At 48.1% G+C, this 23,483-nt stretch carries 22 protein-coding genes; 17 read left to right on the top strand and 5 right to left on the bottom strand.

Annotation, left to right across the window (positions count from 1 at the left end):
• The first annotated feature begins 9 nt into the window (after positions 1-9).
• Positions 10-246: an MbtH family protein gene (locus MKY66_RS29205; RefSeq protein ID WP_062836669.1), complete on the top strand. Its 237-nt coding sequence runs from the start codon at positions 10-12 to the stop codon at positions 244-246.
• Positions 243-1,724, top strand: a complete 1,482-nt coding sequence (locus MKY66_RS29200; protein ID WP_076213833.1) for an MDR family MFS transporter — start codon at positions 243-245, stop codon at positions 1,722-1,724. Before MKY66_RS29205 ends, MKY66_RS29200 begins: the two co-directional genes overlap by 4 nt.
• A 273-nt stretch (positions 1,725-1,997) precedes the next feature.
• Here the strand turns inward: MKY66_RS29200 and MKY66_RS29195 are convergent, their stop codons facing one another.
• Both MKY66_RS29195 and MKY66_RS29190 read right to left on the bottom strand, forming a co-directional pair.
• On the bottom strand, positions 1,998-2,684 hold the full coding sequence (locus MKY66_RS29195) for a 4'-phosphopantetheinyl transferase superfamily protein (protein ID WP_083657242.1): 687 nt from the start codon (positions 2,682-2,684) through the stop codon (positions 1,998-2,000).
• An 81-nt stretch (positions 2,685-2,765) separates the two neighbouring features.
• Positions 2,766-3,641, bottom strand: coding sequence for an arylamine N-acetyltransferase (locus MKY66_RS29190; RefSeq protein WP_076213836.1), 876 nt, complete (start codon positions 3,639-3,641; stop codon positions 2,766-2,768).
• Between the two features lie 288 nt (positions 3,642-3,929).
• Here MKY66_RS29190 and greA point away from each other — a divergent pair, with 288 nt between their 5' ends.
• From greA to rlmN, 3 genes are all read left to right on the top strand, one after another.
• Positions 3,930-4,406: a transcription elongation factor GreA gene (greA, locus tag MKY66_RS29185; protein WP_047840913.1), complete on the top strand. Its 477-nt coding sequence runs from the start codon at positions 3,930-3,932 to the stop codon at positions 4,404-4,406.
• Between the two features lie 283 nt (positions 4,407-4,689).
• Positions 4,690-6,045 (top strand): sodium-dependent transporter, encoded by a 1,356-nt coding sequence (locus MKY66_RS29180; RefSeq protein WP_076213838.1) that lies wholly within the window; start codon positions 4,690-4,692, stop codon positions 6,043-6,045.
• A 178-nt stretch (positions 6,046-6,223) separates the two neighbouring features.
• The gene (gene rlmN, locus MKY66_RS29175; protein WP_076213841.1) at positions 6,224-7,318 is read left to right on the top strand and encodes a 23S rRNA (adenine(2503)-C(2))-methyltransferase RlmN; all 1,095 of its coding nucleotides are present in this window, start codon (positions 6,224-6,226) and stop codon (positions 7,316-7,318) included.
• 162 nt (positions 7,319-7,480) lie between these two features.
• Here the strand turns inward: rlmN and MKY66_RS29170 are convergent, their stop codons facing one another.
• Positions 7,481-7,921 (bottom strand): GNAT family N-acetyltransferase, encoded by a 441-nt coding sequence (locus tag MKY66_RS29170; protein ID WP_017691597.1) that lies wholly within the window; start codon positions 7,919-7,921, stop codon positions 7,481-7,483.
• A 185-nt stretch (positions 7,922-8,106) separates the two neighbouring features.
• On the opposite strand from MKY66_RS29170, the gene MKY66_RS29165 reads away from it, so the two are divergent.
• The 5 genes from MKY66_RS29165 to MKY66_RS29145 all read left to right on the top strand — a co-directional run bounded on the left by MKY66_RS29165 (position 8,107) and on the right by MKY66_RS29145 (position 12,995).
• Positions 8,107-8,547 carry a MarR family transcriptional regulator gene (locus MKY66_RS29165; protein WP_339807184.1) on the top strand — a complete coding sequence of 147 codons (441 nt, stop codon included), beginning with the start codon at positions 8,107-8,109 and terminating at the stop codon, positions 8,545-8,547.
• Positions 8,544-9,758 carry a glycosyl hydrolase family 8 gene (locus MKY66_RS29160; protein ID WP_339806571.1) on the top strand — a complete coding sequence of 405 codons (1,215 nt, stop codon included), beginning with the start codon at positions 8,544-8,546 and terminating at the stop codon, positions 9,756-9,758. The genes MKY66_RS29165 and MKY66_RS29160 overlap by 4 nt, the downstream gene beginning before the upstream one ends.
• 24 nt (positions 9,759-9,782) lie before the next feature.
• On the top strand, positions 9,783-10,658 hold the full coding sequence (locus MKY66_RS29155) for a diguanylate cyclase (RefSeq protein WP_076213999.1): 876 nt from the start codon (positions 9,783-9,785) through the stop codon (positions 10,656-10,658).
• Between the two features lie 159 nt (positions 10,659-10,817).
• Positions 10,818-12,113, top strand: coding sequence for a glycosyltransferase (locus tag MKY66_RS29150; protein WP_076213846.1), 1,296 nt, complete (start codon positions 10,818-10,820; stop codon positions 12,111-12,113).
• Between the two features lie 153 nt (positions 12,114-12,266).
• Entirely contained in the window at positions 12,267-12,995 is a 729-nt protein-coding gene (locus MKY66_RS29145; RefSeq protein WP_076213863.1) for a class I SAM-dependent methyltransferase, read from the top strand.
• A gap of 199 nt (positions 12,996-13,194) precedes the next feature.
• On the opposite strand, the gene MKY66_RS29140 is transcribed toward MKY66_RS29145, so the two are convergent.
• Entirely contained in the window at positions 13,195-13,977 is a 783-nt protein-coding gene (locus MKY66_RS29140; RefSeq protein ID WP_076213866.1) for an ABC transporter ATP-binding protein, read from the bottom strand.
• Positions 13,978-14,055: 78 nt separating this feature from the next.
• Positions 14,056-15,279 carry an MFS transporter gene (locus MKY66_RS29135; protein WP_076213869.1) on the bottom strand — a complete coding sequence of 408 codons (1,224 nt, stop codon included), beginning with the start codon at positions 15,277-15,279 and terminating at the stop codon, positions 14,056-14,058.
• A gap of 117 nt (positions 15,280-15,396) precedes the next feature.
• On the opposite strand from MKY66_RS29135, the gene MKY66_RS29130 reads away from it, so the two are divergent.
• The 7 genes from MKY66_RS29130 to MKY66_RS29100 all read left to right on the top strand — a co-directional run bounded on the left by MKY66_RS29130 (position 15,397) and on the right by MKY66_RS29100 (position 23,266).
• On the top strand, positions 15,397-16,200 hold the full coding sequence (locus MKY66_RS29130; protein WP_076213871.1) for a helix-turn-helix domain-containing protein: 804 nt from the start codon (positions 15,397-15,399) through the stop codon (positions 16,198-16,200).
• Positions 16,201-16,567: 367 nt separating this feature from the next.
• Positions 16,568-17,473 (top strand): ABC transporter permease subunit, encoded by a 906-nt coding sequence (locus MKY66_RS29125; protein WP_047841090.1) that lies wholly within the window; start codon positions 16,568-16,570, stop codon positions 17,471-17,473.
• Between the two features lie 29 nt (positions 17,474-17,502).
• On the top strand, positions 17,503-18,384 hold the full coding sequence (locus tag MKY66_RS29120) for a carbohydrate ABC transporter permease (protein WP_076213874.1): 882 nt from the start codon (positions 17,503-17,505) through the stop codon (positions 18,382-18,384).
• Between the two features lie 68 nt (positions 18,385-18,452).
• On the top strand, positions 18,453-20,048 hold the full coding sequence (locus MKY66_RS29115; RefSeq protein ID WP_076213876.1) for an extracellular solute-binding protein: 1,596 nt from the start codon (positions 18,453-18,455) through the stop codon (positions 20,046-20,048).
• A gap of 40 nt (positions 20,049-20,088) precedes the next feature.
• Entirely contained in the window at positions 20,089-21,066 is a 978-nt protein-coding gene (locus MKY66_RS29110) for a LacI family DNA-binding transcriptional regulator (protein ID WP_076214002.1), read from the top strand.
• A gap of 26 nt (positions 21,067-21,092) precedes the next feature.
• Positions 21,093-22,205, top strand: coding sequence for a glycoside hydrolase family 88 protein (locus tag MKY66_RS29105; protein ID WP_076213879.1), 1,113 nt, complete (start codon positions 21,093-21,095; stop codon positions 22,203-22,205).
• The gene (locus MKY66_RS29100; protein ID WP_143760357.1) at positions 22,202-23,266 is read left to right on the top strand and encodes a pectinesterase family protein; all 1,065 of its coding nucleotides are present in this window, start codon (positions 22,202-22,204) and stop codon (positions 23,264-23,266) included. Before MKY66_RS29105 ends, MKY66_RS29100 begins: the two co-directional genes overlap by 4 nt.
• Positions 23,267-23,483: the final 217 nt, after the last annotated feature.

The raw sequence follows: 23,483 nt of genomic DNA, 5'->3' as shown, positions 1-23,483 counted from the left end.
GATAAGCTGATGAGCAACCCTTTTGAATATGAAGACAGCAATTATCTGGTGTTAATGAATGATGAAGGACAGTATTCGCTGTGGCCTGCATCCATTCCGGTACCGGCAGGTTGGACCCAGATGCTGGGGAAGGCCAAACGACGTGTATGTCTGGATTACATTGCGGAGCAATGGACTGACCTGAAGCCGCTGAGTCTCTGTGATGAAACGGGGATGCCGGGCATGATTCATGAGGTTGGAAGATGAGGTTTCGTCTGAATCCAAAGGCAATTGTGAGCATTGTGTATGTTCTGGCGATGTTTATGGTTGCCATGGATGCAACGGTCTTAAACGTGGCGCTACGAACCATTAGTGAAGAACTGGGGGTTCCTCCGGCTGCTGCGGGTACCTTGAATGTGGGGTATTTGGTGAGTTTGGCTGTATTTCTGCCTGTCGCCGGATGGCTTGGTGATCGATGGGGCACGAAACGGGTTTTCCTGTCAGCGCTGACCCTGTTTACAGTGTCCTCTGCGCTTTGTGCAACGGCTGATAATCTAGGCACATTGACATTTTTCCGTATTTTGCAGGGAGCAGGGGGTGGTCTGCTTACACCTGTAGGGATGGCGATGTTATTTCGGACCTTTCCTCCGCAGGAACGGGCCAAGGTATCTCGGATGTTGGTACTGCCCATTGCACTCGCGCCAGCACTCGGGCCGATTGTGAGCGGATTGATTGTGGATCAGCTGTCGTGGCGATGGATTTTCTATGTGAATCTGCCTGTCGGTATTCCGGCGGTGATCTTTGGCATGCTGTATCTGAAGGAGCACAGAGAACAGGGAGCTGGTCCACTGGATCTACCGGGGTGGTTTTTATCTGCGCCGGGACTCGCACTGACGATGTATGCGCTCAGTCAGGGAGCGCTGCGGGGCTGGACGTCACCGCTTATTATGGGAGCGGGCGTGGCGGGAATTCTGCTTCTGGTGTTGCTCGTCGTGGTGGAGCTACGCGCAAAGCAGCCGTTGCTTGATCTGCATTTGCTGAAGCACCGACTGTTCCGTTATACAGGCCTGGTATCCGTATGTGGGGCAGCCGGGCTGTTGGGTATGCTGTATGTATTTCCGTTAATGTATCAAAATGTACTACAGGCTTCTGCGCTGGAAACCGGGCTAACTACATTCCCGGAAGCGTTGGGACTGATGATTGCCTCTCAGCTTGTCCCGTGGACTTATCCACGGCTGGGCCCACGAAAGCTGATCTCAATGGGTTTGATCTGTACAGCTGTTATCTTCATTACACTTAGTCAGATCACAGTGGATACGAACCCATGGTTCATCCGTTCATTATTATTCGGCGTAGGAATATTCTTGGGACAGACGGTAGGTGCTGTACAGATTGCTGCCTTCGCCCAGATTCCTCCTGCATCCATGGGACGAGCTTCCACCTGGTTCACGGTTCAAAACCGTCTGGGATCAGCCATCGGCATGGCTTTGCTCTCTGCTGTGCTGGCAGGAGCGGGTACAACAACAGTGACTGCGACAGGCACGATGGAGCCGAATATGCTGGCGTACCGTTTGGCTTTGCTGGGGGCAGCAGCATTTCTGCTCATCGGGCTATGGTTTGCACTGAAAATCCGCGATGCCGATGCGGCAGCCACGATACGAAAGACGTCGGCTGGAGGATTATTTGTCAAGTTGAAACGTTCGTCCGCGGTGGGTTCAGAATCGGTGGCAAAGCAAGAAGGATAGGATTGTGTTTGTGAACGAAGCAACGAAAGCCAAGTAGACGGTGCTACCTGAAAGTAGTTTCCATAAAATTAAGAGCGAGTCATACCGGACAAGGGCAAATTTGTCGCCGGATTGACTCGCTCTTTTTCTTGATCAGTTAAGTAGTTAATCGTTTGCTGATCTGCAGGTACAGATTAGCAATTCTAACGAACCTCACACCTCTTATTGGTACAGAATTCAGCAATATCAACGTGATATAGAGCATATAAGAGGAAATAGCGTGTGGAGGATTCCTTAGAGTATGAAAGTCGTGAGATCCTCCAAGGTTACGATTTCCGGCTTGCTCGGCAGTTCTCCCCCAGCCGAACATGCTGCAAGCATATGCTGATCATCCAAACGCTGACTATAGAAGTGATGCGCCAAAGCCTGTTTGCAATGCCAATCTTCCCGCTCATCAGGTAGGATGGCGAAGGAGTCCAGTGGCATGGATAACCCCATACCCACTGCCTTGATATAACTTTCCTTCAGCGTCCATAGACGGTAGAAGGTCTCCAGCCGCCGATCGTCAGGCTCAGCGGCCAAGAACTGGCTCTCCTTAGGAGAGAAGAAACGCTCTGCAATCTGCATGTCAATTGGAGCTATTTTTTCCACATCCACGCCCAGTTCATCTGTACCGCCGGAGATCAGAGCAATCCAATCACCAGAATGGGAGACGTTGAATGGTACATCCGAATGGTGACTGAGCGAAGGTTTGCCGTAGGAATTACGGGTAAAAGAAAGATCAGCAGGTCTCAGTCCAGTTAACTTGCTCAAAGTCACACGAGTTAATATCTCGCCCAGCACGGAGCGATACGCGTCAGCCTGACGCACAAAACGCGAAGCCTGGGCACGTCGCTCGGCAGAAACTTGCGACAAAAAGTGGTTCCAGTACGCCTCGGGCAATACTTCTGGAACTTGGAGTACACGAATAGTTATCATCATTTATCACCTGAGTACGTATTCGGCGCAGTTCAGTAACTTTCCTTTATATGGAACGGACCCTCAACTCTTCCTCTCAAATCATCATGCTTCTTGCGCTTGTTTCCATTCCATATGTGCAGCCTGCACTCGCTCCCACATATCTTGGCATTCCAGTTCGCTGTAACTCACCAAGGGTTCATGGAATATTTCAGTTAATACGTTACGCCACTCGGTATAATTCCGGATCTCCGTTTTCCGGATTCCTTCGATATCATCATGTGTTCGAAGCATACATCCACGTAGTTCATTACTGCGGTTCTCATTACGCTGACGAAGCAAAAATGCGTTATGCCAAGGTGATTCGGACGCCCGACTGTAGAATTCATGTTTGGGAAAGAACTCCCCCAGATCGTGGACTACCTCGGGAGCATAGTCGACTCCTTCACTTGGCCCATTCGGCTCGTACTCAAGCCGCCATCCTCCAGCAGCAACAGATGATGGCATCAATTGGTACGTGAACGGAGCTAAACCATAGGTTCCATAACGAAGTGGCAGAGGTTCAAAGGGCATTCCGCCCAGACCTACATCTACAATCCAGCGCTCAACTGTCGGGTCAGCATCCGGCAGAAGGACAGACAGACCGAGATGGAATGAGTTCACACGGGGTTGTTCCCCATGAGGCTGTACTCCCCCGCGATGCCAATCAACCGTATAACCCAGCGAGCGGAGAAGAACACTAAATGCACCATTTAGATGAAAGCAGTATCCGCTGCGTCCCTGTAATATAAGCTGAATTGAATCTTGAAGACCGATTCCCGTAGGACGACCTGCAAAAATATCGACCGTTTGCCAGGATAAATATTGGACATGTGCTCGCTGGAGTTCAAATAAGAACTCCAGTGTAGGTTCCTTTATAACATCTATGCCGATCCGTTTCAGATAGGCCTGTATTTCAGCTGTATTCAATGGTTCAATCATTCAGATCACCTCACGTCATATAGTGGGCTGCAGCCCAAATTTTTATAAAACGTCTGCTGCCCTGAGTTCATTGTAAAAGTGAACGGATGAAAATAACATCATCAGTTGAGCAGATTGTAGCGGTACAATTGAACAAAGCCTTGAAATTCATCTCAAGAGATGGACATGGTTCTGATGTCATTGAAATACAATATATGGATGAGCTATTTCTTTTTCCGGGGTATGCTAACCCTTTGGAGTGGATATAGGTTAGAATATAGATAGATAGCAGGATTAGGAGATGGAAAAATGGCTAATGATGAAGTGATTTTGACACAGGAAGGCTTGGAAAAGCTGGAGGACGAACTGAAGGATTTGAAGACGGTGAAGCGTAAGGAACTGGCAGCTCGTCTTAAACTCGCGATCAGTTACGGTGACCTGAAGGAAAATAGTGAGTATCATTCAGCCAAAGATGATCAGGCCTTTATGGAGACACGGATTTTGATTCTGGAGAAGATGTTGACAAAAGCAAGAGTCATCTCTTCAGACAATATAGACTCCAACAAAGTGAGCATTGGATCGACGGTGTTACTTAATGACATTGAGTTCGCCGAGAAGATTGAATATAAAGTGGTTGGTCCTGCCGAGGCCGATGTTGCGAATAATAAAATTTCGTACGAGAGCCCGCTGGGCAAAGAGATAATGGGCAAAGAAGTGGGCAGCGTCATTCATGTCAATGCTCCGATGGGCGTTATCAAGTACGAGTTACTTCAAATTAAAGTGTAATTCAAAAAGAGAGGTGCTCCGCAGTCATCCAAGTGGCTGAGGGGACACCTCTTTTTTATTCTATTGAGCTTTGAACAGTTGGGAATACGGATTTGTTGAAACTTCATACGGTTGGACTAACGGACTTTATCACATACTGTGTTTAAGGAACTTATGAGATGAAGATTTCCGTGCGTTTTATATGTAAAAAAATAACATTTCGACAAATTTCGAATTTCGAATGACCTGACAAGGTGAGTAGTATATAATTACGGGAAAACTTTAAAGTGATGGAGTAGATACGATGAATTTTAGTAAGCCTAATCTTGATCAAGACAACACTGGCAAAGGTGAGCGCTTCTCTCGCGCCGGATTCATTCTGGCAGCCATTGGTAGTTCGGTTGGTCTGGGTAACATGTGGAAATTCCCGTACATTACGGGGGAGAACGGAGGAGCTGCGTTTTTCCTGCTCTTCATCGTTTGTTTGCTGCTGATTGGTCTGCCGGTGCTGCTCGCAGAACTTGCGATTGGTCGTAGCGGCAGAGGAAGTGCTGCAACTGCTTTTATCAAAGCAGGCGGACATAAAGGCTGGCTCGCAGCCGGTTTGCTGCAAGTACTAACACCTTTTATCATCCTTTCTTTTTATGTCATTATTGCAGGCTGGACCTTGCAATATGCGATTACGTCCTTCAGTGGAACATTGTTTAACAATCCGGATTATGCGGGACAATTCAATTCCTTCGTAGGCGGTTATATGCCAATCGTGTGGCAACTGGTCTCGGTACTTATTGTAGGCTGGATTGTAGCCAAAGGGGTATCCAACGGGATTGAGAAGTTTAACAAAGTGTTAATTCCCGCCATGCTGGTGTTGCTTATTGTCTTGATGATCCGGGCCGTAACGTTACCTGGTGCAGGAGCAGGGGTTTCCTTTTTCCTGAATCCTGATTTCTCACAACTTACAACGGAATCAGCATTGGTGGCGCTCGGACATGCCTTCTTCTCGCTGTCACTCGGTATGGGTATTCTAATAACCTATGGTTCGTATGTGGACAAAAATCAATCGCTCGGAGCGGCCACAATCGCTGTTGGTGTGGGTGACCTGCTCTATGCGTTCATTGCCGGCCTGATCATCTTCCCAACGACATTCTCATTTGGTATCGCACCCGATCAGGGGCCGTCACTCATTTTTATAGCGCTACCGGCAGCCTTCTCGGCCATGCCACTTGGTTTCCTGTTTGGAGGACTGTTCTTCATCCTGCTGGCTATTGCCGCATTGACGTCGGGAGTATCCTTGCTGGAAGTACCGGTGAAGTATTTCATGGAACGTCTGTCCTGGAGTCGGAATCGGGCAGTATGGGTGATATCACTGGCAGTCTTTCTCGTGGGACTTCCTTCGGTACTGTCGATCGGCTTATTGCCTGAATGGACCATTGGATCGAAGAGTGTGTTCGACTGGATGGACTTTATAGCGTCTAACATTCTGCTTCCTGTCGGTGGACTGCTTGTAACGATTTTTGCCGGATACTTCTGGAAAACGGCTGCGGAAGCTTCCGGCCTGCGTTCCGGATGGTTCCGGGTGTGGTTGTTCATGCTGCGTTACGTGGCACCGATCCTGGTTCTGCTGGTTCTCCTGCACACATCCGGTATCATTCACTTCTAAATTGAAGACCAGATAGGTATAAATGTTGTCTGTTGTGCAGATTTACCATGGATAAAACCTCTTGGAAGAATTGCAAAAGCCCTTGTTTTCCCTCGTCAATTTTGGGACAATACGGAGTAGAGGTTTTTTGGGTAGGACCGATAAGCCATATGCTTTTTTGCGAAAAGAGGATTATACAATGAACAAATCATCCATATATGGATTAACATTAGAGCAATTACGTTCCTGGCTGCCGGAGCATGGGCAGAAAAAATCCCGTGCATCCCGGATCTGGGAATGGTTATATCAAGAGCGTGTACACGATTTCCCCGCGATGTCCGATGTCCGTCAGGAATGTCTGGATGTACTCTCCGAGCATTTCACAATGAACTCGCTGAGCGAACATGTGAAGCAGGAATCGGCAGATGGTACCGTGAAATTTCTGCTTCGGATGCAGGATGGCAACCTGATTGAGACGGTATTGATGCGGCAAAAATACGGACTTACCGTCTGTGTGACCACACAAGTGGGCTGTAATATCGGCTGTAGCTTCTGTGCGAGCGGCCTGATCAAGAAGAGCCGAGACCTGACCGCTGGAGAGATTGTGGAACAGATTATGCATGTGCAGCGACATCTGGATGCAGCAGGTCAAGACGAGCGGGTAACCAACGTGGTTGTGATGGGGATAGGTGAACCATTCGACAACTTCCAGCACATGAGTGATTTCATCGAAGTCATTAAGGATCGCAAAGGACTGGCACTTGCCGCCAAACGGATTACTGTGTCCACGAGTGGCCTTCCGGACAAGATCAAGGAATTTGCAGACAGCAGTCTGCAGGTTAATCTGGCGATCTCTCTGCATGCACCTAATAATGAACTGCGCACACACATCATGAAGATCAACCGGGCTTTCCCGATTGAGCAATTGATGGATGCCGTGGATTATTATCTGGCTACAACGAACAAACGCATCATGTTTGAGTACATCCTGCTACGTGATGTTAACGATCAACGTGAGCATGCCGCGGAGCTCGCTGAACTGTTATCCAGTCGCAGAAGTATGGTCAGTGTGAATCTGATCCCATACAATCCGGTGGATGAGCACAGTCAGTATCAACGGAGTACAGAAGAGTCGATTCTGGGCTTCTATGATACGCTCAAAAAGAACAACATCAACTCCACTGTACGTATGGAACATGGTACCGATATCGATGCTGCCTGCGGACAGTTGCGGAGTAAACAAATGAAGAACAACGTTGCCGAATCTGAGCCAGACCGTCTGGCATTGGGATAAGATACAACGCGGAGCTGGCAAGTAAAGTTAGGATACTTGGTTGCTCTAATGGGTGCCTATACGTGCCATTTACCGTTGTTGGGTCGCGAATGCGTTGCCTGAATACAAAACGCCTCTGTATATCACTGAGAAGTGATAACGGAGGCGTTTTTTGGAGTGTCATTATTTCAGTTTTTTGGTCATCAGCAGATGGGGAATGCCGTCTTCCATAAATACTTCCGACGCAGGTGCATATCCGAGACGTTCGTAGAACCCGGAAGCTTGTACCTGTGCGTGCAGCTTGGCTTTCTCCAGACCATCAGCAACAGCCATCTGCTCCAGCTTGTCGATCAGCACACGGCCCAGGCCGTGTTTACGGTAATCGAGCATGACACAGATCCGTTCCAATTTGGCGACCTGTTCCACAATGCGCAGTCTGGAGGAAGCAGCAGGTACTCCGTCTACGTAGAGCAGAATGTGGCGCGCCTCCGCGTCTAATGTATCATAAGCATCGAATTCATCCGCTGCGGGTACGCCTTGTTCTTCAACAAAAATAGCGGTGCGAATGGCGAAGCAGGCATCGAGCAATTCCTGATTATTAACTTCAACAATCGTTGTATTCATGAATGTTTCTCCTTTGGGTGATCGTAATGTTATCCTGACGTGATAAACTGGTACATAACAGGAATGTGGAACGAATCTCGTTCTTTTCAACAGTAGTTATACCATCAATTATGTTGCGAATGCAACAATTATATAGGGGCGTGAGTGTGTTGACTGAGAAAAAAGAAGTGCTGCGTGAAATTGGTATGATTGCCCGCTGTCTGGATTCAATCAGTAATGTCGAGTTTCAGCATCTGAACCTGTCCCGTGGACAATATCTATATCTGTATCGAATCTGTGAGAATCCGGGCATTATTCCGAATCAGCTTGCCGAACTAATTAAAGTAGATCGCACAACGGCGGCCAGAGCGATTAGCAAACTCGAATCCGATGGATTTATTATTAAACAGCCAGCAATGGGTAATAAAAAGAATAAGGTGTTGTATCCCACCAAAGCTGGGCTTGAAGCATGGGAATTCATTCGTAAAGAGGGCGTACATTCAGATCAGGTGACTCTGGATGGTCTGACGGAGGAAGAGATCGAGACCGCTGTCATGCTTCTCCGTCGAATGCGCCATAATATCGAGGTGGACTGGAAATTTGTCAAAAAGGGTGGACGACGATCCTACATGGATATTTCGGAATGAACAGAGGAACAATCCTTGACCCCTCCATCCCAGACTCTAGCCGAACCTATCTAAAGGAGAAGAGCCATTATGCCAGAGAAGCATCAGTGCAGGAGGGAGCCATGAAACGGGTGAACCGGAAAAGGCTAACGTGGTGGATCATATTGGCAGTCGGTATCACGGCAGCGTTAATTATTTTTGTGAAGGAGCGGTTCGTGATGAATGAATCATCCCCTACGGTATCCTTTGTTCAAGATCATATGACTAATCCCAATGGTACAATTGCGACTTATCTGCAAGATGCTACCTCAGAGAGAGCGGACATCGTAGCAGGCAGAGAGGCTTTATCTGAATCACTTGGTCTTTGGATGCAATATGCTGTAGCCAAGAATGATCAGACCTTATTCGAGGAAAGCTATGAACTGCTGACCACCTATTTCCTCATGCCGCAAAAATATATTGCCTGGAAGCTGGATGCCAAAGGTGAATCCCAAGTGACTACCAACGCGCTTGGCGATGATTTTCGAATTGTCGGTGCTTTATTAAAGGCAGCAGATCAATGGAAACAAGGAAGAGAAGCCAAGCTGGAAACGGCTTCGGAAATATCCCGTACACTTTTGCAATCGGTTCGGAATAAAGGATATTATGTGGATTTTCACGATTTTGCGAGTGGTCATTCCACAGATACATTAAGCCTGGTTTATGTTGATCTCCCGTCTCTTCAGTTGATGGAAAAACACCAGATGGTGGAACCGGGAACCTATGCTAATTACGAAGCTTTGCTGAAGAAGATGCCTGACGATGGATTGTTCTATCCGAAGACCTTCGATGTGGTCCATAAAAAATATACGTATGATGATACGGTGAATCTGATCGACCAGTTGATCGTGGCGAATCATCTAACGGTAACTGACCGTAAACCGGACAAGCTCATTTCTTTTTTGAAAAAGGAGTTCAACACCCGGCATCAGCTGCCCGGACAGTATAAGCGAGAATCACGTACACCTGCCGTCTCTTATGAATCTTCCTCGGTATATGGCCTCGCCATCTTACTCGCTGTTCGTTCAGGTGATCCAAAATGGGCCAAACAGTTGTATAACCATATGACTACGTTGCGTGGTCAGGACTCTCGTTATCCAGGTGGATATGTATTTGACGGTAACACACATCTGTTTGATAATCTTTTTCCTCTGCTTGGAGAGACTGCATTACAAAATTCACTTAAGAAGTAATCTACTGGAGAGAATAAACCTATGATGAGGAATAAAGCACCCATCCGTCGTATTGCATGGGGATATGCCAGTTTGATCGGATTAGCCGTGATTCAGCAGCTCGCTGTCTATCTTAAAATTTATATGAATCAGAGCTATACCACACAGGATTTTGTGTTTAGCATCTTGTCGCTTGGAGCGCTGATTCTGGGTTTTGTGATACCTGTCGGAGTGTCTGTCGTCCTCGGATTTATATATCTGGTCGCTTATTTTGTATGGCTTGTTACTTACGCGGATGTTAATGTGCTTACGTTCTCATGGTGGTTGCTCATTCCGGCTAATGCGGTTGTGGCTGCCTTTATCAAGGCAAGTCTTGTGCGTAGAGCGCGTGTCATAGAGCGTCTGCAGGAGCTTAAGGGGCGTAATCCGGAGATTGATCTGGACACCTCCCTGGGTAATAAGGGTGCCCTTGCGGATACACTTGTTAAGCAAAGTAATCTGGCCAGACGTTATTCGGAGCAATATGGATTCAGCATGGCGATGTTCAAGATCGAGTTTTTGCCGTTGGTATTGGAATCACTCGGTTCCGTGCGCTATGCACAGTTCCTTCTTGAACTATCCACTACCATACAGAAGCAGATTCGGTTTGAGGATTATAAATTTTTTGTGGATCGGGGAAGGTTTGTCATTATCTGCCCGATGACCAACGCGGAGTATATGCCCATTCTGAAACAACGGATCAAAAAAGCCATGATGGATCTGCAGATCATCGATAAAAGGGGAAATGAATTGCAGACGGTTATTCGTACTGGTGCGCTGGTATTCCATAAGGAACAATTCAGTAAGTATAAGGATATCGATGCAGTTATTGCGGCGCTGGAACGGAACACAGAGACGGATCTCATTGGTGAATATATCTAACGAACAGGAAGGAGAGATTTGCTGTGGATTATATGTCCTGGTTCATCCCTGTCTGTATCGCTGTCAGTTGTATGTTTGCCGTATGTACCGTTTTACTAACGATTGCTACCCTTCGTTTTCGGTCAAAAGTCAATCGCAAGTACGATCGGAGGAAATTAATTGACTGATTTTATTCTGCTGTTATCGATATTCAGCATCTGGATTGCCGTATTCGAGTCCATTGTTATCATGGCTGGGGCCATTCGTTTTATTAATAAACAGGACAAAAAAGGCATTCAGATCCCTGAAGATATGGATCATTATCCAACAGTCACGGTCATGGTACCTGCACATAACGAGGGTCTGGTCATTGTTGCGACGGTAGAGCATATCCTGCGCCTGAATTATCCGGAGGATAAAGTTCAGGTCATCGTGATCGCGGATAACTGTACAGATGATACTGCAGAGAAGCTGAGATCATTCCTCAGTCAGACCAGTTATGTGCATCGCAATGTAACGGTAATGGAGCGAAAAGGAACAGGTGGCAAGTCCGGGGCATTAAATGACGGACTGGACATAGCCACGGGTGATTGGATCTGTATCTTCGATGCAGATGCGGCACCTGAACGGAATGCATTAATGTTTTTGACGCAAAAATCGCTTGAGAACCCTGAACAATATGGCGTGGTTTTTGGCAGAAACAAAGCACGCAACAGAGGACAGAATTTCCTCTCCAAATGCATCAATCTGGAGATCATTACTTCGCAACGTGTGTATCACACGGGTCTGTGGGAATTGTTCCAGCTGGGTTCCATCCCGGGCACGAATTACATTATCAAAACCGAGTTGATCCGGGACATTGGTGGCTGGGATGTGACAGCCATTACAGAAGATACGGCTTTGTCATTCGAGATTTTGAATCGCGGACAGTTTGTGGCGCTTGCGCCGCAAGCCGAAGCCTATCAGCAGGAGCCGGAACAGCTGAGTGTATATATGAAGCAGCGCGAACGCTGGGCCAAGGGGAACTACCAGGTGGTACTGGATAATATCCATAACCTGTTTAACCGTTCCAGTTGGCGTAATAAGTTGCTGGTCATCTATTATGCCGTCAGTTATTTCTGGTTTATGCTTGCGATCATTGTATCGGATATTATATTTCTCGTGAATCTGGTCTATCAGGTCATTGCCATATTTAAACCAGATGTAAGTTCACCGTTCCAGTTTGCCGGCGATGCGTATGTGTTCCTGGTCATTGGTTGGGCGCTCATGTACTTTATTTACGTGTTACAGATCAATCTGGCACTTGCCGCAGATATTGGACAGAGCAATACCCGTAATTTCATCTATGCCTGCGTGTCCTACTTCACGTATGCGCAGCTGTTCATCCTGATCTCGATTAAGGCATTCTACTCCTTGATCATGGACAAGATTCGCAAGCGCGAAAGCAAATGGTACAAAACAGAACGTTTTGGCTAAGCGGCGAAAAATAGGTTAGTGTAAGGAAGAAAGGCTATTTGCTGGTCAATATCAGTAAACAGCCTTTTTGTTATAGCCAGACCCATCCATATTCTGTATACTCTTACAGGCTGTAAATAGGGAGCATGCTTATCCGAAATGGAGGGTCACGGAATGAAGGACAGAGGATCGGACTTTTACGATGATGAGGCGAACTTTGAGAAGTATATGGAACGTCGCAAGTGGCAGGAGAACGCCAATGATACATTGGAGAAGCCTGTGATGCTGGAGTTAATCGGAGATGTTGCTGGCAAGAATATTCTGGACCTTGGTTGTGGAGATGCAAGGTTCGCCGCAGAATTGCTGAGTAGGGAGCGCGAAGGTACAACATATACGGGAATTGAAGGTTCTGTGAATATGATTCAGGCAGCTAACACATCAGTAAAAGGATTAAATGCCCGGATTGAGCAAGCGTTCATGGAAGATTGGACCTACCCGGCCGGCGTGTACGATCTGGTTATATCGAGACTGGCTGTTCACTATATTGAAGATGTGGAGAGCCTGTTCCACAACATATACAATACGTTGAAAGAGAACGGGACATTTGTATTCTCGGTAGAACATCCTGTGATCACGTCTACACTGCAACCCTCCGGCACACGAACGGATTGGGTGGTTGATCAGTATTTTGTAGAAGGATATCGGGAGCAGCAGTGGCTGGGCGGTTCTGTGAAAAAGATGCATCGGTCCATTGAATCATACTATATGGCATTGCAGCGGGCAGGATTCCATGTAGAACATTTGCGCGAGTCAGCACCACAGCGTGCCTATTTTGTAAACGAGGAAACCTATCTACGCAGGCAGCGTATTCCATTGTTTCTGTTTTTAAGTGCCCGGAAGTAGACAGTGATAAAGTGTATAGATAAATAGAAGGGCATAACTAAGTTATACTCATAAATTAGAAAGTTCTACACAGAAAACGGTGGATAACACTAGATATAGGAGTAAAAAGCCCGAAATCTATCCACATGTGGATAAGATATCGGGCTTTTACTGGTAAGTTTCTTCACCTATGTTACATTTGCTGTGTATAACCCCGCAATTATGAATCCGCCGCTGCTCTGACATAGACACGTTCCCCATGTCGATCGACTTCCACAGATGCCTCGAAAAAGTTGCTCAGCACTTCCGTATTCATCAGATCGCCAGTTAATCCACTACGGACGACTTCGCCCCGGCGCAGTAAAAGGCTGTGACTGAATACAGGCAATATTTCCTCGGTATGATGGGTGACATAGATGAGCGAAGGGGTATCCGGTCGCTGGGACAATTCACGAATACTCTCCAGCAGTCGTTCTCTTGAGAACAGATCCAGTCCATTGCAAGGCTCGTCCAGAATAAGTACGCGCGGATTGGCCATCAGTGCTCGGGCAATGAGAAGTTTCTGTTTCTCCCCTTGAGAACAGGTGCGATATTCGCGATCCCACAGGTGCTGACAGCCCAGCGTTTGCATCAATTCCTGTGCCTGATCCAGATCATCATCTGATAACTTGTCATACAAGCCAATGGTGGCATGTTTGCCGCTGATCACAACATACTGCGTGCGGTCTGTGCCATGCAATTTCTCTTGCAGAGATGAACTGACCCAGCCGATGGATTTGCGAAGCTGTCTCAGATCCACATCACCATATTCATGGCCTAACACGGATATCCTGCCTTCGGTCGGCCAGAGATACCCGGTGATCATGTTCAGGAGTGTTGTTTTGCCGGAGCCATTCAGGCCAAGTAACGCCCAGTGCTCACCGTCATTAACCTGCCAACTTACATTGTTCAGCAGGGTAAGTGGTCCCCTTTTCCAAGTGACATGCTGTATATCAATAATCATGCGTTATTCCTTCCTTCTGATATCCTCAATTGTCCTAGGTGTATTGTAGTCACAAAACGAAAGAGGTTTCAACGGTCATCACGCTGTTCTTGGTTGATCCTTGCGCAGAAATACAGCACACACACCAAGCAGTGGCAAAAACGAACATAACTTGATAACAAACGAAATGCTGGTCACGTCAATTAAGGAACCTAACACAACCGAGCCCAGTCCAGCCATTCCGAACGACAGGCCAAAAAACAATCCGGATACCGTTCCAATATGACGAGGAAGCAATTCCTGTGCATAAACAATGATGACGCTGAAGCCGGACATCAGGATGAGTCCAATCATTCCACACAACACCATGGACAGGACGGGTCCTGCATAAGGTAGCAGCAGTGAAAACGGTGCAGTACCTGCAATGGAGAACCAGATCATCGGTTTGCGTCCATAGCGATCAGCGAGTGGGCCACCGAGCAAGGTTCCGACCATGCCTGCAAATTGCAGAACAAATAGACAGATCTGTGCCTGGGAGAGCGGCAAGTCATATGCATCGGCATAATAGAAGGCGTAGTACCCGGTCATGCCTGCAATATATACGAATTTGGAGAACAGTAGCAGGATGAGAATTCCCATTGTAAAAGCGATGAATCCCCTGCTCACAGGTCGAGCTGCTGGCTCTGCGCCACTTGATTTTAGAGGGCGTTGCTGACGAATGTGAGTCTCGGCAAGCTTGTCTCTGTACCAACGACTGACCATAGACTGAATGAAGATGCCGATCAGGGCAAAGCCCATTAGCCATAGAAAACTTCGCTGTCCATGTGGCAGCAGGATGAAGGCGACCAGTAATGGAGCAATAGCCTGTCCTGTGTTGCCTCCCACCTGGAAGATCGACTGCGCCATTCCGCGTCCACGGCCGGCTGCCATATGAGCCACGCGTGAGGATTCGGGGTGGAGGATGGATGAGCCTATGCCAATCAATGCTGCCGAAACAAGCAGCATCCATAACTCGGAAGACAAGGCTAAGCCGAGAACACCAATCAGGGAGAATAACATGCCTCCGGGAAGCAGGATCGGCATGGGCTTACGGTCTGACATATAACCGACCAGTGGCTGAAGGACGGATGCGGTAATATTCAGGGTGAAGGCAATCCATCCCATCTGGGCGAAACTGAGCTGCATGGTCTGCTGGAATAGTGGGAAAGCAGACGGAACCACCGTCTGCATCGCATCATTCAGCAGATGGGCGAAGCTGACTCCGGCAAGTGCCCAATTGGCGGAGGAGTTGATTTGCATTTTGCTTAAAGTGGCCTGAGCCATGGGAGATCACCTCGAATTATTTTTTTCAATGATAAAAGATGGGGGCAGATCATGTCTTTGTGAAAAGTGCTTGGAAAGTGAGCACGATTTGCTATAATGTCAGCAGGTGAGCAAACGATGGAATTAAACATGACGCTAAATGGGTTGGAATTATGGAAAGCTACCGGAGGGTTCACAAATGAGCCGCATGTACATGACGACTGGTATCAGCTAACGCTGCCGGTCAGAGGCCAATGTCATCTGGTACAGGAACGGCATGTATACCCGCTAAAAGCAGGCATAGGGATTATTGCTCATCCCCAGACTGAGCATTATTTTGAGATAGGGTCGGATTCGGCTGTCATTGTGATTAAGTTCCGTAAACCGCCATTAGGCAGTTTCGAAGGTGTGGAGTCAAGAGGGGGGCGAGCTGAGTTTCGACCTACCCAGACTTTTGATCCTGCTGAGATCAGCAGTCTGTTTCGTGGCTGGAATTCCATTTTGTTAGATGATGTGCCCGAAATGCTGCAAGTGCAGGAAACAGAAATGGCGGTTGAGACGTATCTAAGACGTATGTTGACGGGGCAGGAAAATGGAAAAAGGACTGTAAATCCCGGTACATTCATTGACCCTCATCTCCAACGAGTGCTGGATTACATTCACAGTGCCTACACAGGTCCAATGGATATTGATTCGATGGCGATGGTCGCGCATCAGAGCCGGTATCATTTTATGCGTTCTTTCAAGGCTCATACGGGAACAACACCGTATCAATATTTGCTGAATTTGCGCGTAGAAGAAGCGTCCAGGAGGCTCCGCCTTACAACGGATTCAGTGACCACAATCAGTTATGAACTTGGATTTTCCAGCGTCAGTCAGTTTTACAGAGCCTTTCAGCGAGTGTATGTGATGACACCGATGGAATATCGGAATCATGTGTAGATTTCTATGGGCAGTCTCGCGTATGCGAGACTGTATTTAGTACGTTTTAACATGACACTGATTTTTGTTGTTGCCAAACATTGAAGACTTTGCTAAGATGGGAAAAAGTTTATGTAAGCGTATACATTTAGATTTAAATTACAACGTTGTAATTATGGTTATGGCAAGTATTTAAAAGAAAGAAATACGGTGTAGGAGGACTATTTCAAGTCATTATCTCGTTAATAAGCAGAATTATATAGGTTGTTACACAATGTGAATGAGATGAATAACAAATGCGTCAGAGAAATGACAGTTCTTTTTTTATTCAAAAATTCAAACGTTGTAATTATGTAGCGAAGGGGAGTGTCTCACGTTGAAAAAACGCATGTCCACGCTGTTCAGCCTGATCAGACGGGATAAATATTTGCTACTGATGTTTTCGCCTATCTTTCTGTATTACCTCATCTTCATGTACCTTCCGATGCCTGGCGTATTATTGGCATTTCGTAATTTCTTGCCAGGGCAGGGCATGCTCAGCGGGGAGTGGGTGGGACTGCGCTGGTTCGAACAGTTTGTGAATTCCATTTACTTCTGGCGACTGCTGCGTAACACATTTTTGCTCGCCTTCCTGCCGCTCCTGTTTGGTTTCTCCATTCCGATTTTATTCGCTGTCTGCATCGTGGAGATCAAGAACCGGACATTCAAGCGATTTGCCCAGACCGTTACGTACCTTCCTCACTTCATCTCCACTGTTGTTGTAGCTGGCATGATTATTAACTTCCTGTCACCAACAGACGGTATTGTGAACACCCTCATCGCGAGTCTTGGCATGGAAAAAGTGAACTTCATGATGGATGCGAGCTGGTTCCGTACCATCTTCACGAGTTCCGACATCTGGCAAAGTTTTGGCTTCAGCTCCATCATCTACATTGCAGCCATTATGGGGATCGACCCCGAGATGTATGATTCCGGCAAAATTGATGGCGTCAACAAATTCCAGGAGCTATGGCACCTGACCCTACCCAGTATCAAACCAACCATCGTCATTCTTCTGCTTCTGTCGCTTGGCGGCATTATGAGTGTAGGTTTCGAGAAAGTATATCTGCTCTACAACGGAGCCACCTACGAAACGGCTGATGTTTTGTCCACCTATGTATACCGGATGGGGATTGAGGGCCAGAATTACGGCTTCGCCACAGCGGTCGGCCTGTTCAACTCCATCATCACCTTTATCCTTGTTTTTGCTGCCAATTCCATGACCCGCCGCCTGACCAAGATGTCACTCTGGTAAGACTATACCCCGGACCAAAGGAGACCTGTATGCAAAAATCGAAAAGTGACCGTTTGTTCTACGGATGTGTCTACCTGCTGACCATACTGGCGGTTGTTGTCACGTTGTATCCCTTTCTGTACGTCATTAGCATTTCATTCAGCTCGGTGGATGCCATCGACAAACAAAAAGTTGTATTGTGGCCCGTTGGATTTACCCTGTCAGGTTACCAAATGGTACTGCAATACAAGGAGTTGTGGGTTTCGTTCTACAACACCCTCTGGTACACCGTGGTAGGCACACTGTTGAACATTGTGGCAACATGTCTTGCCGCGTTTCCATTATCCAGACAGCAGTTTTTCTTACGTCGCAAGCTGAATTTCTTCATCGCCTTCACCATGTATTTCTCGGGTGGACTCATTCCGGTCTACATGCTGATTACCTCGCTTGGGCTGTACAACACCCGATGGGTTATGGTGCTGCCTGTGCTGGTGATTACGTTTAACGTCATGATCTGCCGCTCGGCGTTCGAAGGCATTCCGAATGAAATTTTCGAAAGTGCCAGTATAGACGGGGCCAACGAGATGACGATGCTGTATCGTCTGGCGGTTCCGATCATTAAGCCAACACTGGCTGTGCTCACGCTGTACTATGCGGTATTCCACTGGAACAACTTTTTCACGGCCTTATTATATCTGGGCAAACAGGATATGCAGCCCTTACAGATGTTCCTGCGAAGAGTGCTGATCATGGCTTCGCCGGAAGTGATGCAGAAGATGGGCGGTACGATGACATCTGGTGCGCTGGCGGTCTCCTCCCTTCAGGTTCGTTATGTATCCATTGTGGTCAGCATTCTGCCTATTGTTACGATCTACCCGTTTATCCAACGGTACTTCGTTAAGGGGATCACCCTCGGAGCCGTGAAAGGATAGCTTTACTTACTTAAGTGTTATGTCATTCAAGGGAGTTCAAAATGGTTCATACCAAGGAGGAATGATGGATGAGATTTAAAGGGGCAGGAAGAAAAAGTGTAATCGCAGCGATACTGGCGATCAGCCTGGCGGGATGTAGCGGCGGAACAGGGGCGGGAACCGATGCGGGGAGCACCCCGTCCAGTTCGGAGCCAGCCTTCAATTATACCGGAGCAGGGCCGGTGACGGATCAGCCGGATGCCAAGTTGTCTATTCTCGGCACCAACGCTTGGACGACCAATGTGGACTTGTCCACCGCAGCCATCGTGAAGAAAATTGAGAGCAACGCCGGTGTGACGGTGGATTGGGATCTGATTCCGCCGCAGAACTATGCGGATGCCGTAAATCCGAGACTGGCTGCTGGTACCGGCTTGCCCGATATCGTGTACCTGCCGGATCAGGATCAGCTGATGAAGTACATTAACAGTGGTCTATTCATTCCGATTAATGATCTGGTGGAGAAGTACGGCGTGAATCTCAAAAAAATATATGAAAAGTCACCTTCGGTTAAAGCCAGTTTAACAACGCCAGATGGTAAAATGTATTATATCCCGCAGCAGACGTTAACCCGCAACTACATGCCGGTATTTATGGTCAATGTGCGCTGGCTTGATAAGCTGGGATTAAGCGAGCCGACCACGCTGGATGAATTCACGGCGATGCTGCGCAAATTCAAGACAGATGACCCGAACGGCAACGGAAAAGCCGATGAGATTCCGCTGTCCATGGAAGCCAAATTTGTGTCCATGGCCTTTGGCCCCGCGTTTGGACTTGATCTGTCCAACCAGTTTTATGCAGACGATCAGGGAAAAGTACATTTCAGCTATTATGAGCCTGCCTACAAGGAGTACTTGACCTATCTGAACGGACTGTACAAGGAAGGTCTGCTTGGGGTGGATTATGCAAGTACTACGAGTGATCAGGTCACGTCGCGCATCTCTCAGGATGTGACGGGAGCAACGTTTAATTTTAGCTGGTATATGTCAATGGTCTACAGTCCGTTGTTCAAGGATTACAATCCAGAAGAGCCAATCATCAAAGGCATTTTACCACTGAAAGGACCGCATGGGGATCAGTTCTATGTAGGACGTACACCAGTGAGTGGCATCTTTGGCATTACACGTGATAGTAAAAATCCGGAACTTGCTTTCCGCTTCCTGGACTATGCCGTAAGTGAGGAAGCACAGACGTATTATACGTGGGGCATTAAGGATGACACGTATACGGAAGAGAATGGCGTGAAGACATTCACGGACAAAGGCAAGGACAATGAATACATTCAGAAGCTTGGCATTGGCCCGGTGAATCTGCCGAACATCCAATCCACTGATTCTGCCGATTCCGTCGTAGCACCTTGGCATGCGAAGATGGATAAAGAACTGGAGCCGTATGTGCGCGAACCGTTCCCGTTTGTCTATGCCCTGCCGGATGAAGCGAGCGTGGAAAGCATGGCGATGCCTGACATCACCACATATGTGGAAGAGATGAACTTTAAGTTTATTAGCGGTGACGCCAGTCTGGACCAGTTTGACAGTTATATTGAGACGTTGAAGAAGATGAATATAGAGCAGGTTATTGCGGGCAGACAGGCACAATATGATCGTTATAAATCTGCACAGAAATAGGAAATTAGGGTTTTAGGCGTATGAGAGGTGTTGATTGATTTTGATAACCATTAAAGATATAGCCAAACTGGCGGGGGTGAGCTATAGCACAGTATCGAAGGCGCTGAATGATGATCCCCGAATCAAACCGACAACAAAGCAGAAGGTGCTTGCGGTCGCGGAGAAACATCAATATCGGAAAAATATGTTGGCCCGGCAGCTCTCCACCGGCAGAAGCAACATCATCGGTTTTGTACTGGATGAGCTGAGCAATCCGTTATTCTCGAACATCTCCGGCCGCCTGCACACCGAGCTAAAGAAGCGGGGATATCAGATGATCCTGGTTGTGGCGGATGATGGCGTGGATGTCTTCAGCCAGCTGCGTGTGGACGGATGTATTCTGTGGGACTATGCACTGGACAATCGGGAGATGTTCTGGAAAAAGTTCGCAACACTCAACATGCCATGTTTTGTGCTGGGTACAGATGAAGCGCCGAACTCTCCTTATATCAAGATTGATCGCAAAGAAGGGCTGTTCAAAGCAGTGGAGCATCTAAAATCGCTGGGCCACAGCCGAATCGGATTCATCGGCAACTCCCAGCACGTCAAGCTGGAGGGATACCGGGAAGCGTTGCAGCGTACGGGTCTGGCTTTTAACGAAGATCATGTGCTGCCTGCGTATTCCTCTTGGGAGGACGGGTATTTTGCCATACGTAATCATGCGTTTGGGCCGGAGTCGCCAACAGCTTTTATTGGACTGAACAATCTGGTCACCCGAGGGGCACTCCGGGCTTTGCTTGAGGCAGGTTACAGTGTTCCACGCGATATCTCGTTAATTGGGTATGATGATCTGCCGGATATGCAGTATGCCGAAGTAGCCTTGACAACGATTGGCCCGTCTCTGGATGAACTGGCCGTGCAGGCAGCAGAGTTGATTGTATCGTTAATCCGTGATGAACAGGTCGACGTTCCGGTAGTCATTCAGCCTAAGCTGAACCTTCGCAATTCAACAGCCGTTAGTCATACATGTATTAGGTGAGTACAACATTCAAGGAGGAATTGCTTATGCAGGTACAGACACAGTTATCCTGGTCTGAGCGAATTGCAGCAACGATCATCCAGCAATGTGACGGGGACGGTTATCATGCGTTCCCTTCGGGACGATGGGCATACGTGGAAGGCATGACCTTGATGGCGATGGCACGAACCGGACAGTATTATGGCAAACAAGAGTATGTTGATTTTATGAAAAAACATATGGACCTGTATATCCAGCCGGATGGCTCTATTGGCACCTATACTTTGGAAGAATATAATCTGGATCAGATTAATCAGGGGAAAAACCTGTTTGCATTACTGGATGGTGCTGAAGATCAGCGTTACGCCGAAGCGGCGCATCTCCTGGCAGCACAGCTCGCAGGGCAACCCCGCACGTCGGAGGGCGGTTTCTGGCACAAAAAAATCTATCCATTCCAGATGTGGCTGGACGGCCTGTATATGTCCGCTCCCTTTTTGTCCGAGTATGCGAAGACATTTCATCGTCCCGAGTTATGGGATGAAGTGGCACATCAGATTCTGCTGATCGAACGCCAGACCCGTGATCCGCGGACTGGGCTGCTCTATCATGGCTGGGATGAATCGAAGGAACAGGTCTGGGCAGATTCATCGACAGGGTGCTCGCCACACTTCTGGAGCCGGGCGATGGGCTGGTATGCCATGGCGATTGTAGACAGCGTGGAGCATTTCCCCGTGAATCATCCAAAGCGCGGCACCATCATCGGCATCTTCGAACGGATGTGTCATGCTTTGGTACGCGTGCAGGAGCAGGAGAGCGGGTTATGGTTCCAGGTGCTGGATCAGGGCTTCCGCAAAGGCAACTATCTGGAAGCATCCGGGTCAAGCATGTTTGTATATGCACTTGCGAAGGGTGTGCGGTTGCGTTATCTGGAGCCGCATTTCAGAGCTGCAGCGGAGAAAGGATGGCAGGGACTCTCGTCCAGATTGGTGGAGGAAACGGCTGACGGCGTTCGGTTAAACGGGATCTGTCATGGCGCAGGACTAAGCCTGGATCGGGATGGATCGTACAACTACTATGTAAGCGAAGCGGTTGTAAGCGATTCCTTTATGGGGGTGGCTCCGCTTCTGCTGGCAGCGCTGGAAATGGAGCGATTGCCATGACGCAGCAGAGATTGCCAAATACAGCATTGGAATCATCGGCTCCCTGTCTGACGGTTGCTTCAGACGGGACAGGCGATTATGTGACGATTCAGGCTGCAGTTGATGCACTGCCGGAGAATGGCATCGGAACCGTTCCAATTCGAGTGAAGGCTGGTGTGTATCATGAGAAGTTGCATATGGAGAAGCTGGGCATCCACCTGATTGGTGAGGGGGCGGAGCAGACGATCATTACGTATGATGATCATGCACTCAAGAAGTTCCCGGACGGGTCGCCATATCATACGTTTCATTCCTATACGGCTTTCATTGGTGCTGATGATTTCACGGCAGAGGGAATTTCCTTCGTAAATGCTGCCGGGCCGGGCAAGCAGGTTGGTCAGGCGCTGGCCGTCTATGTGGATGGAGACCGGGCGGTCTTTCGCCGCTGTCGTTTGATCGGTCACCAGGATACGATCTTCACCGGCCCGCTGCCGGAGCAGCCCATGGATCGCAGTTATTTTGGCGGGCCACGCGATGGTGCCGAGCGGCGCAAACTGCGGCAGTATTTCGAGGACTGTTACATCGAAGGTGATATCGATTTTATTTTTGGTTCGGCTACGGTGGTGTTTAAGGGCTGCGAGATCTTTACGAAGAATCGTCTGACTGAAGCGGAGGCTGCGGATGGACAAGTGAACGGCTGGATTACCGCAGCCTCTACGCCGGAGGATGTGCGTTACGGCTATGTGTTTCTGGACTGTGATCTGACCAGCAATGCTCCGCCGCAGTCGGTGTATCTGGGCAGACCGTGGCGTCATCATGCCAAAGTCTGTTTTCTGAACTGCTGGATCGGCGCTCATGTGAAGCGGGAGGGATGGCACAACTGGAACAAGACAGATGCAGAGCAGACCGTTCAGTATGCGGAATATAACAGTGCCGGGCCTGGTGCCGGATATGCTGCTGATCGTGTGCCTTGGGCCAAAATACTGACCGAACAGGAAGCGGCCGAGTACACTGTACCTCTGATTCTGTCCGGCGTGGATGGATGGCAGCCTTTGGAAGGGAGAGGGGAGCAGCGGCAGTAAGATACGCCCTCTTCTCTGCGCAATATCTAACACAGGTTTTCTTTCAAGTCTCCTAAGGAGTTGAAAGAAAACCTTTTTTGTGCGCTATATTACATTTTTCGCCCCCAATAGAACTATTTTATCCCTTATCTCTTTTGCATTTTACTGATTAAATACAGGGTGAGGATCTGTAAATTCCCTGTAAAATTTGGATGGTGTCTGCAAAAAAAAGAACACG

This window comes from Paenibacillus sp. FSL R5-0766, from assembly GCF_037971845.1.
GTDB lineage: Bacteria > Bacillota > Bacilli > Paenibacillales > Paenibacillaceae > Paenibacillus.
The sequence above is the reverse complement of the archived record's forward strand: the minus strand, read 5'-3'. Positions and strand labels throughout refer to the sequence as shown.

What these genes read in the sequence shown, in the direction of transcription:
- MKY66_RS29115 (WP_076213876.1), top strand. Translation starts at nt 18,453, where the DNA reads ATGAGATTTAAAGGGGCAGGAAGAAAAAGTGTAATCGCAGCGATACTG.
- MKY66_RS29160 (WP_339806571.1), top strand. Translation starts at nt 8,544, where the DNA reads ATGAACAGAGGAACAATCCTTGACCCCTCCATCCCAGACTCTAGCCGA.
- MKY66_RS29125 (WP_047841090.1), top strand. Translation starts at nt 16,568, where the DNA reads ATGTCCACGCTGTTCAGCCTGATCAGACGGGATAAATATTTGCTACTG.
- MKY66_RS29140 (WP_076213866.1), bottom strand. Translation starts at nt 13,977, where the DNA reads ATGATTATTGATATACAGCATGTCACTTGGAAAAGGGGACCACTTACC.
- MKY66_RS29205 (WP_062836669.1), top strand. Translation starts at nt 10, where the DNA reads ATGAGCAACCCTTTTGAATATGAAGACAGCAATTATCTGGTGTTAATG.
- MKY66_RS29130 (WP_076213871.1), top strand. Translation starts at nt 15,397, where the DNA reads ATGGAATTAAACATGACGCTAAATGGGTTGGAATTATGGAAAGCTACC.
- MKY66_RS29145 (WP_076213863.1), top strand. Translation starts at nt 12,267, where the DNA reads ATGAAGGACAGAGGATCGGACTTTTACGATGATGAGGCGAACTTTGAG.
- MKY66_RS29155 (WP_076213999.1), top strand. Translation starts at nt 9,783, where the DNA reads ATGAGGAATAAAGCACCCATCCGTCGTATTGCATGGGGATATGCCAGT.
- MKY66_RS29120 (WP_076213874.1), top strand. Translation starts at nt 17,503, where the DNA reads ATGCAAAAATCGAAAAGTGACCGTTTGTTCTACGGATGTGTCTACCTG.
- MKY66_RS29180 (WP_076213838.1), top strand. Translation starts at nt 4,690, where the DNA reads ATGAATTTTAGTAAGCCTAATCTTGATCAAGACAACACTGGCAAAGGT.
- MKY66_RS29170 (WP_017691597.1), bottom strand. Translation starts at nt 7,921, where the DNA reads ATGAATACAACGATTGTTGAAGTTAATAATCAGGAATTGCTCGATGCC.
- rlmN (WP_076213841.1), top strand. Translation starts at nt 6,224, where the DNA reads ATGAACAAATCATCCATATATGGATTAACATTAGAGCAATTACGTTCC.
- MKY66_RS29105 (WP_076213879.1), top strand. Translation starts at nt 21,093, where the DNA reads ATGCAGGTACAGACACAGTTATCCTGGTCTGAGCGAATTGCAGCAACG.
- greA (WP_047840913.1), top strand. Translation starts at nt 3,930, where the DNA reads ATGGCTAATGATGAAGTGATTTTGACACAGGAAGGCTTGGAAAAGCTG.
- MKY66_RS29165 (WP_339807184.1), top strand. Translation starts at nt 8,107, where the DNA reads ATGATTGCCCGCTGTCTGGATTCAATCAGTAATGTCGAGTTTCAGCAT.
- MKY66_RS29200 (WP_076213833.1), top strand. Translation starts at nt 243, where the DNA reads ATGAGGTTTCGTCTGAATCCAAAGGCAATTGTGAGCATTGTGTATGTT.
- MKY66_RS29135 (WP_076213869.1), bottom strand. Translation starts at nt 15,279, where the DNA reads ATGGCTCAGGCCACTTTAAGCAAAATGCAAATCAACTCCTCCGCCAAT.
- MKY66_RS29195 (WP_083657242.1), bottom strand. Translation starts at nt 2,684, where the DNA reads ATGATGATAACTATTCGTGTACTCCAAGTTCCAGAAGTATTGCCCGAG.
- MKY66_RS29100 (WP_143760357.1), top strand. Translation starts at nt 22,202, where the DNA reads ATGACGCAGCAGAGATTGCCAAATACAGCATTGGAATCATCGGCTCCC.
- MKY66_RS29190 (WP_076213836.1), bottom strand. Translation starts at nt 3,641, where the DNA reads ATGATTGAACCATTGAATACAGCTGAAATACAGGCCTATCTGAAACGG.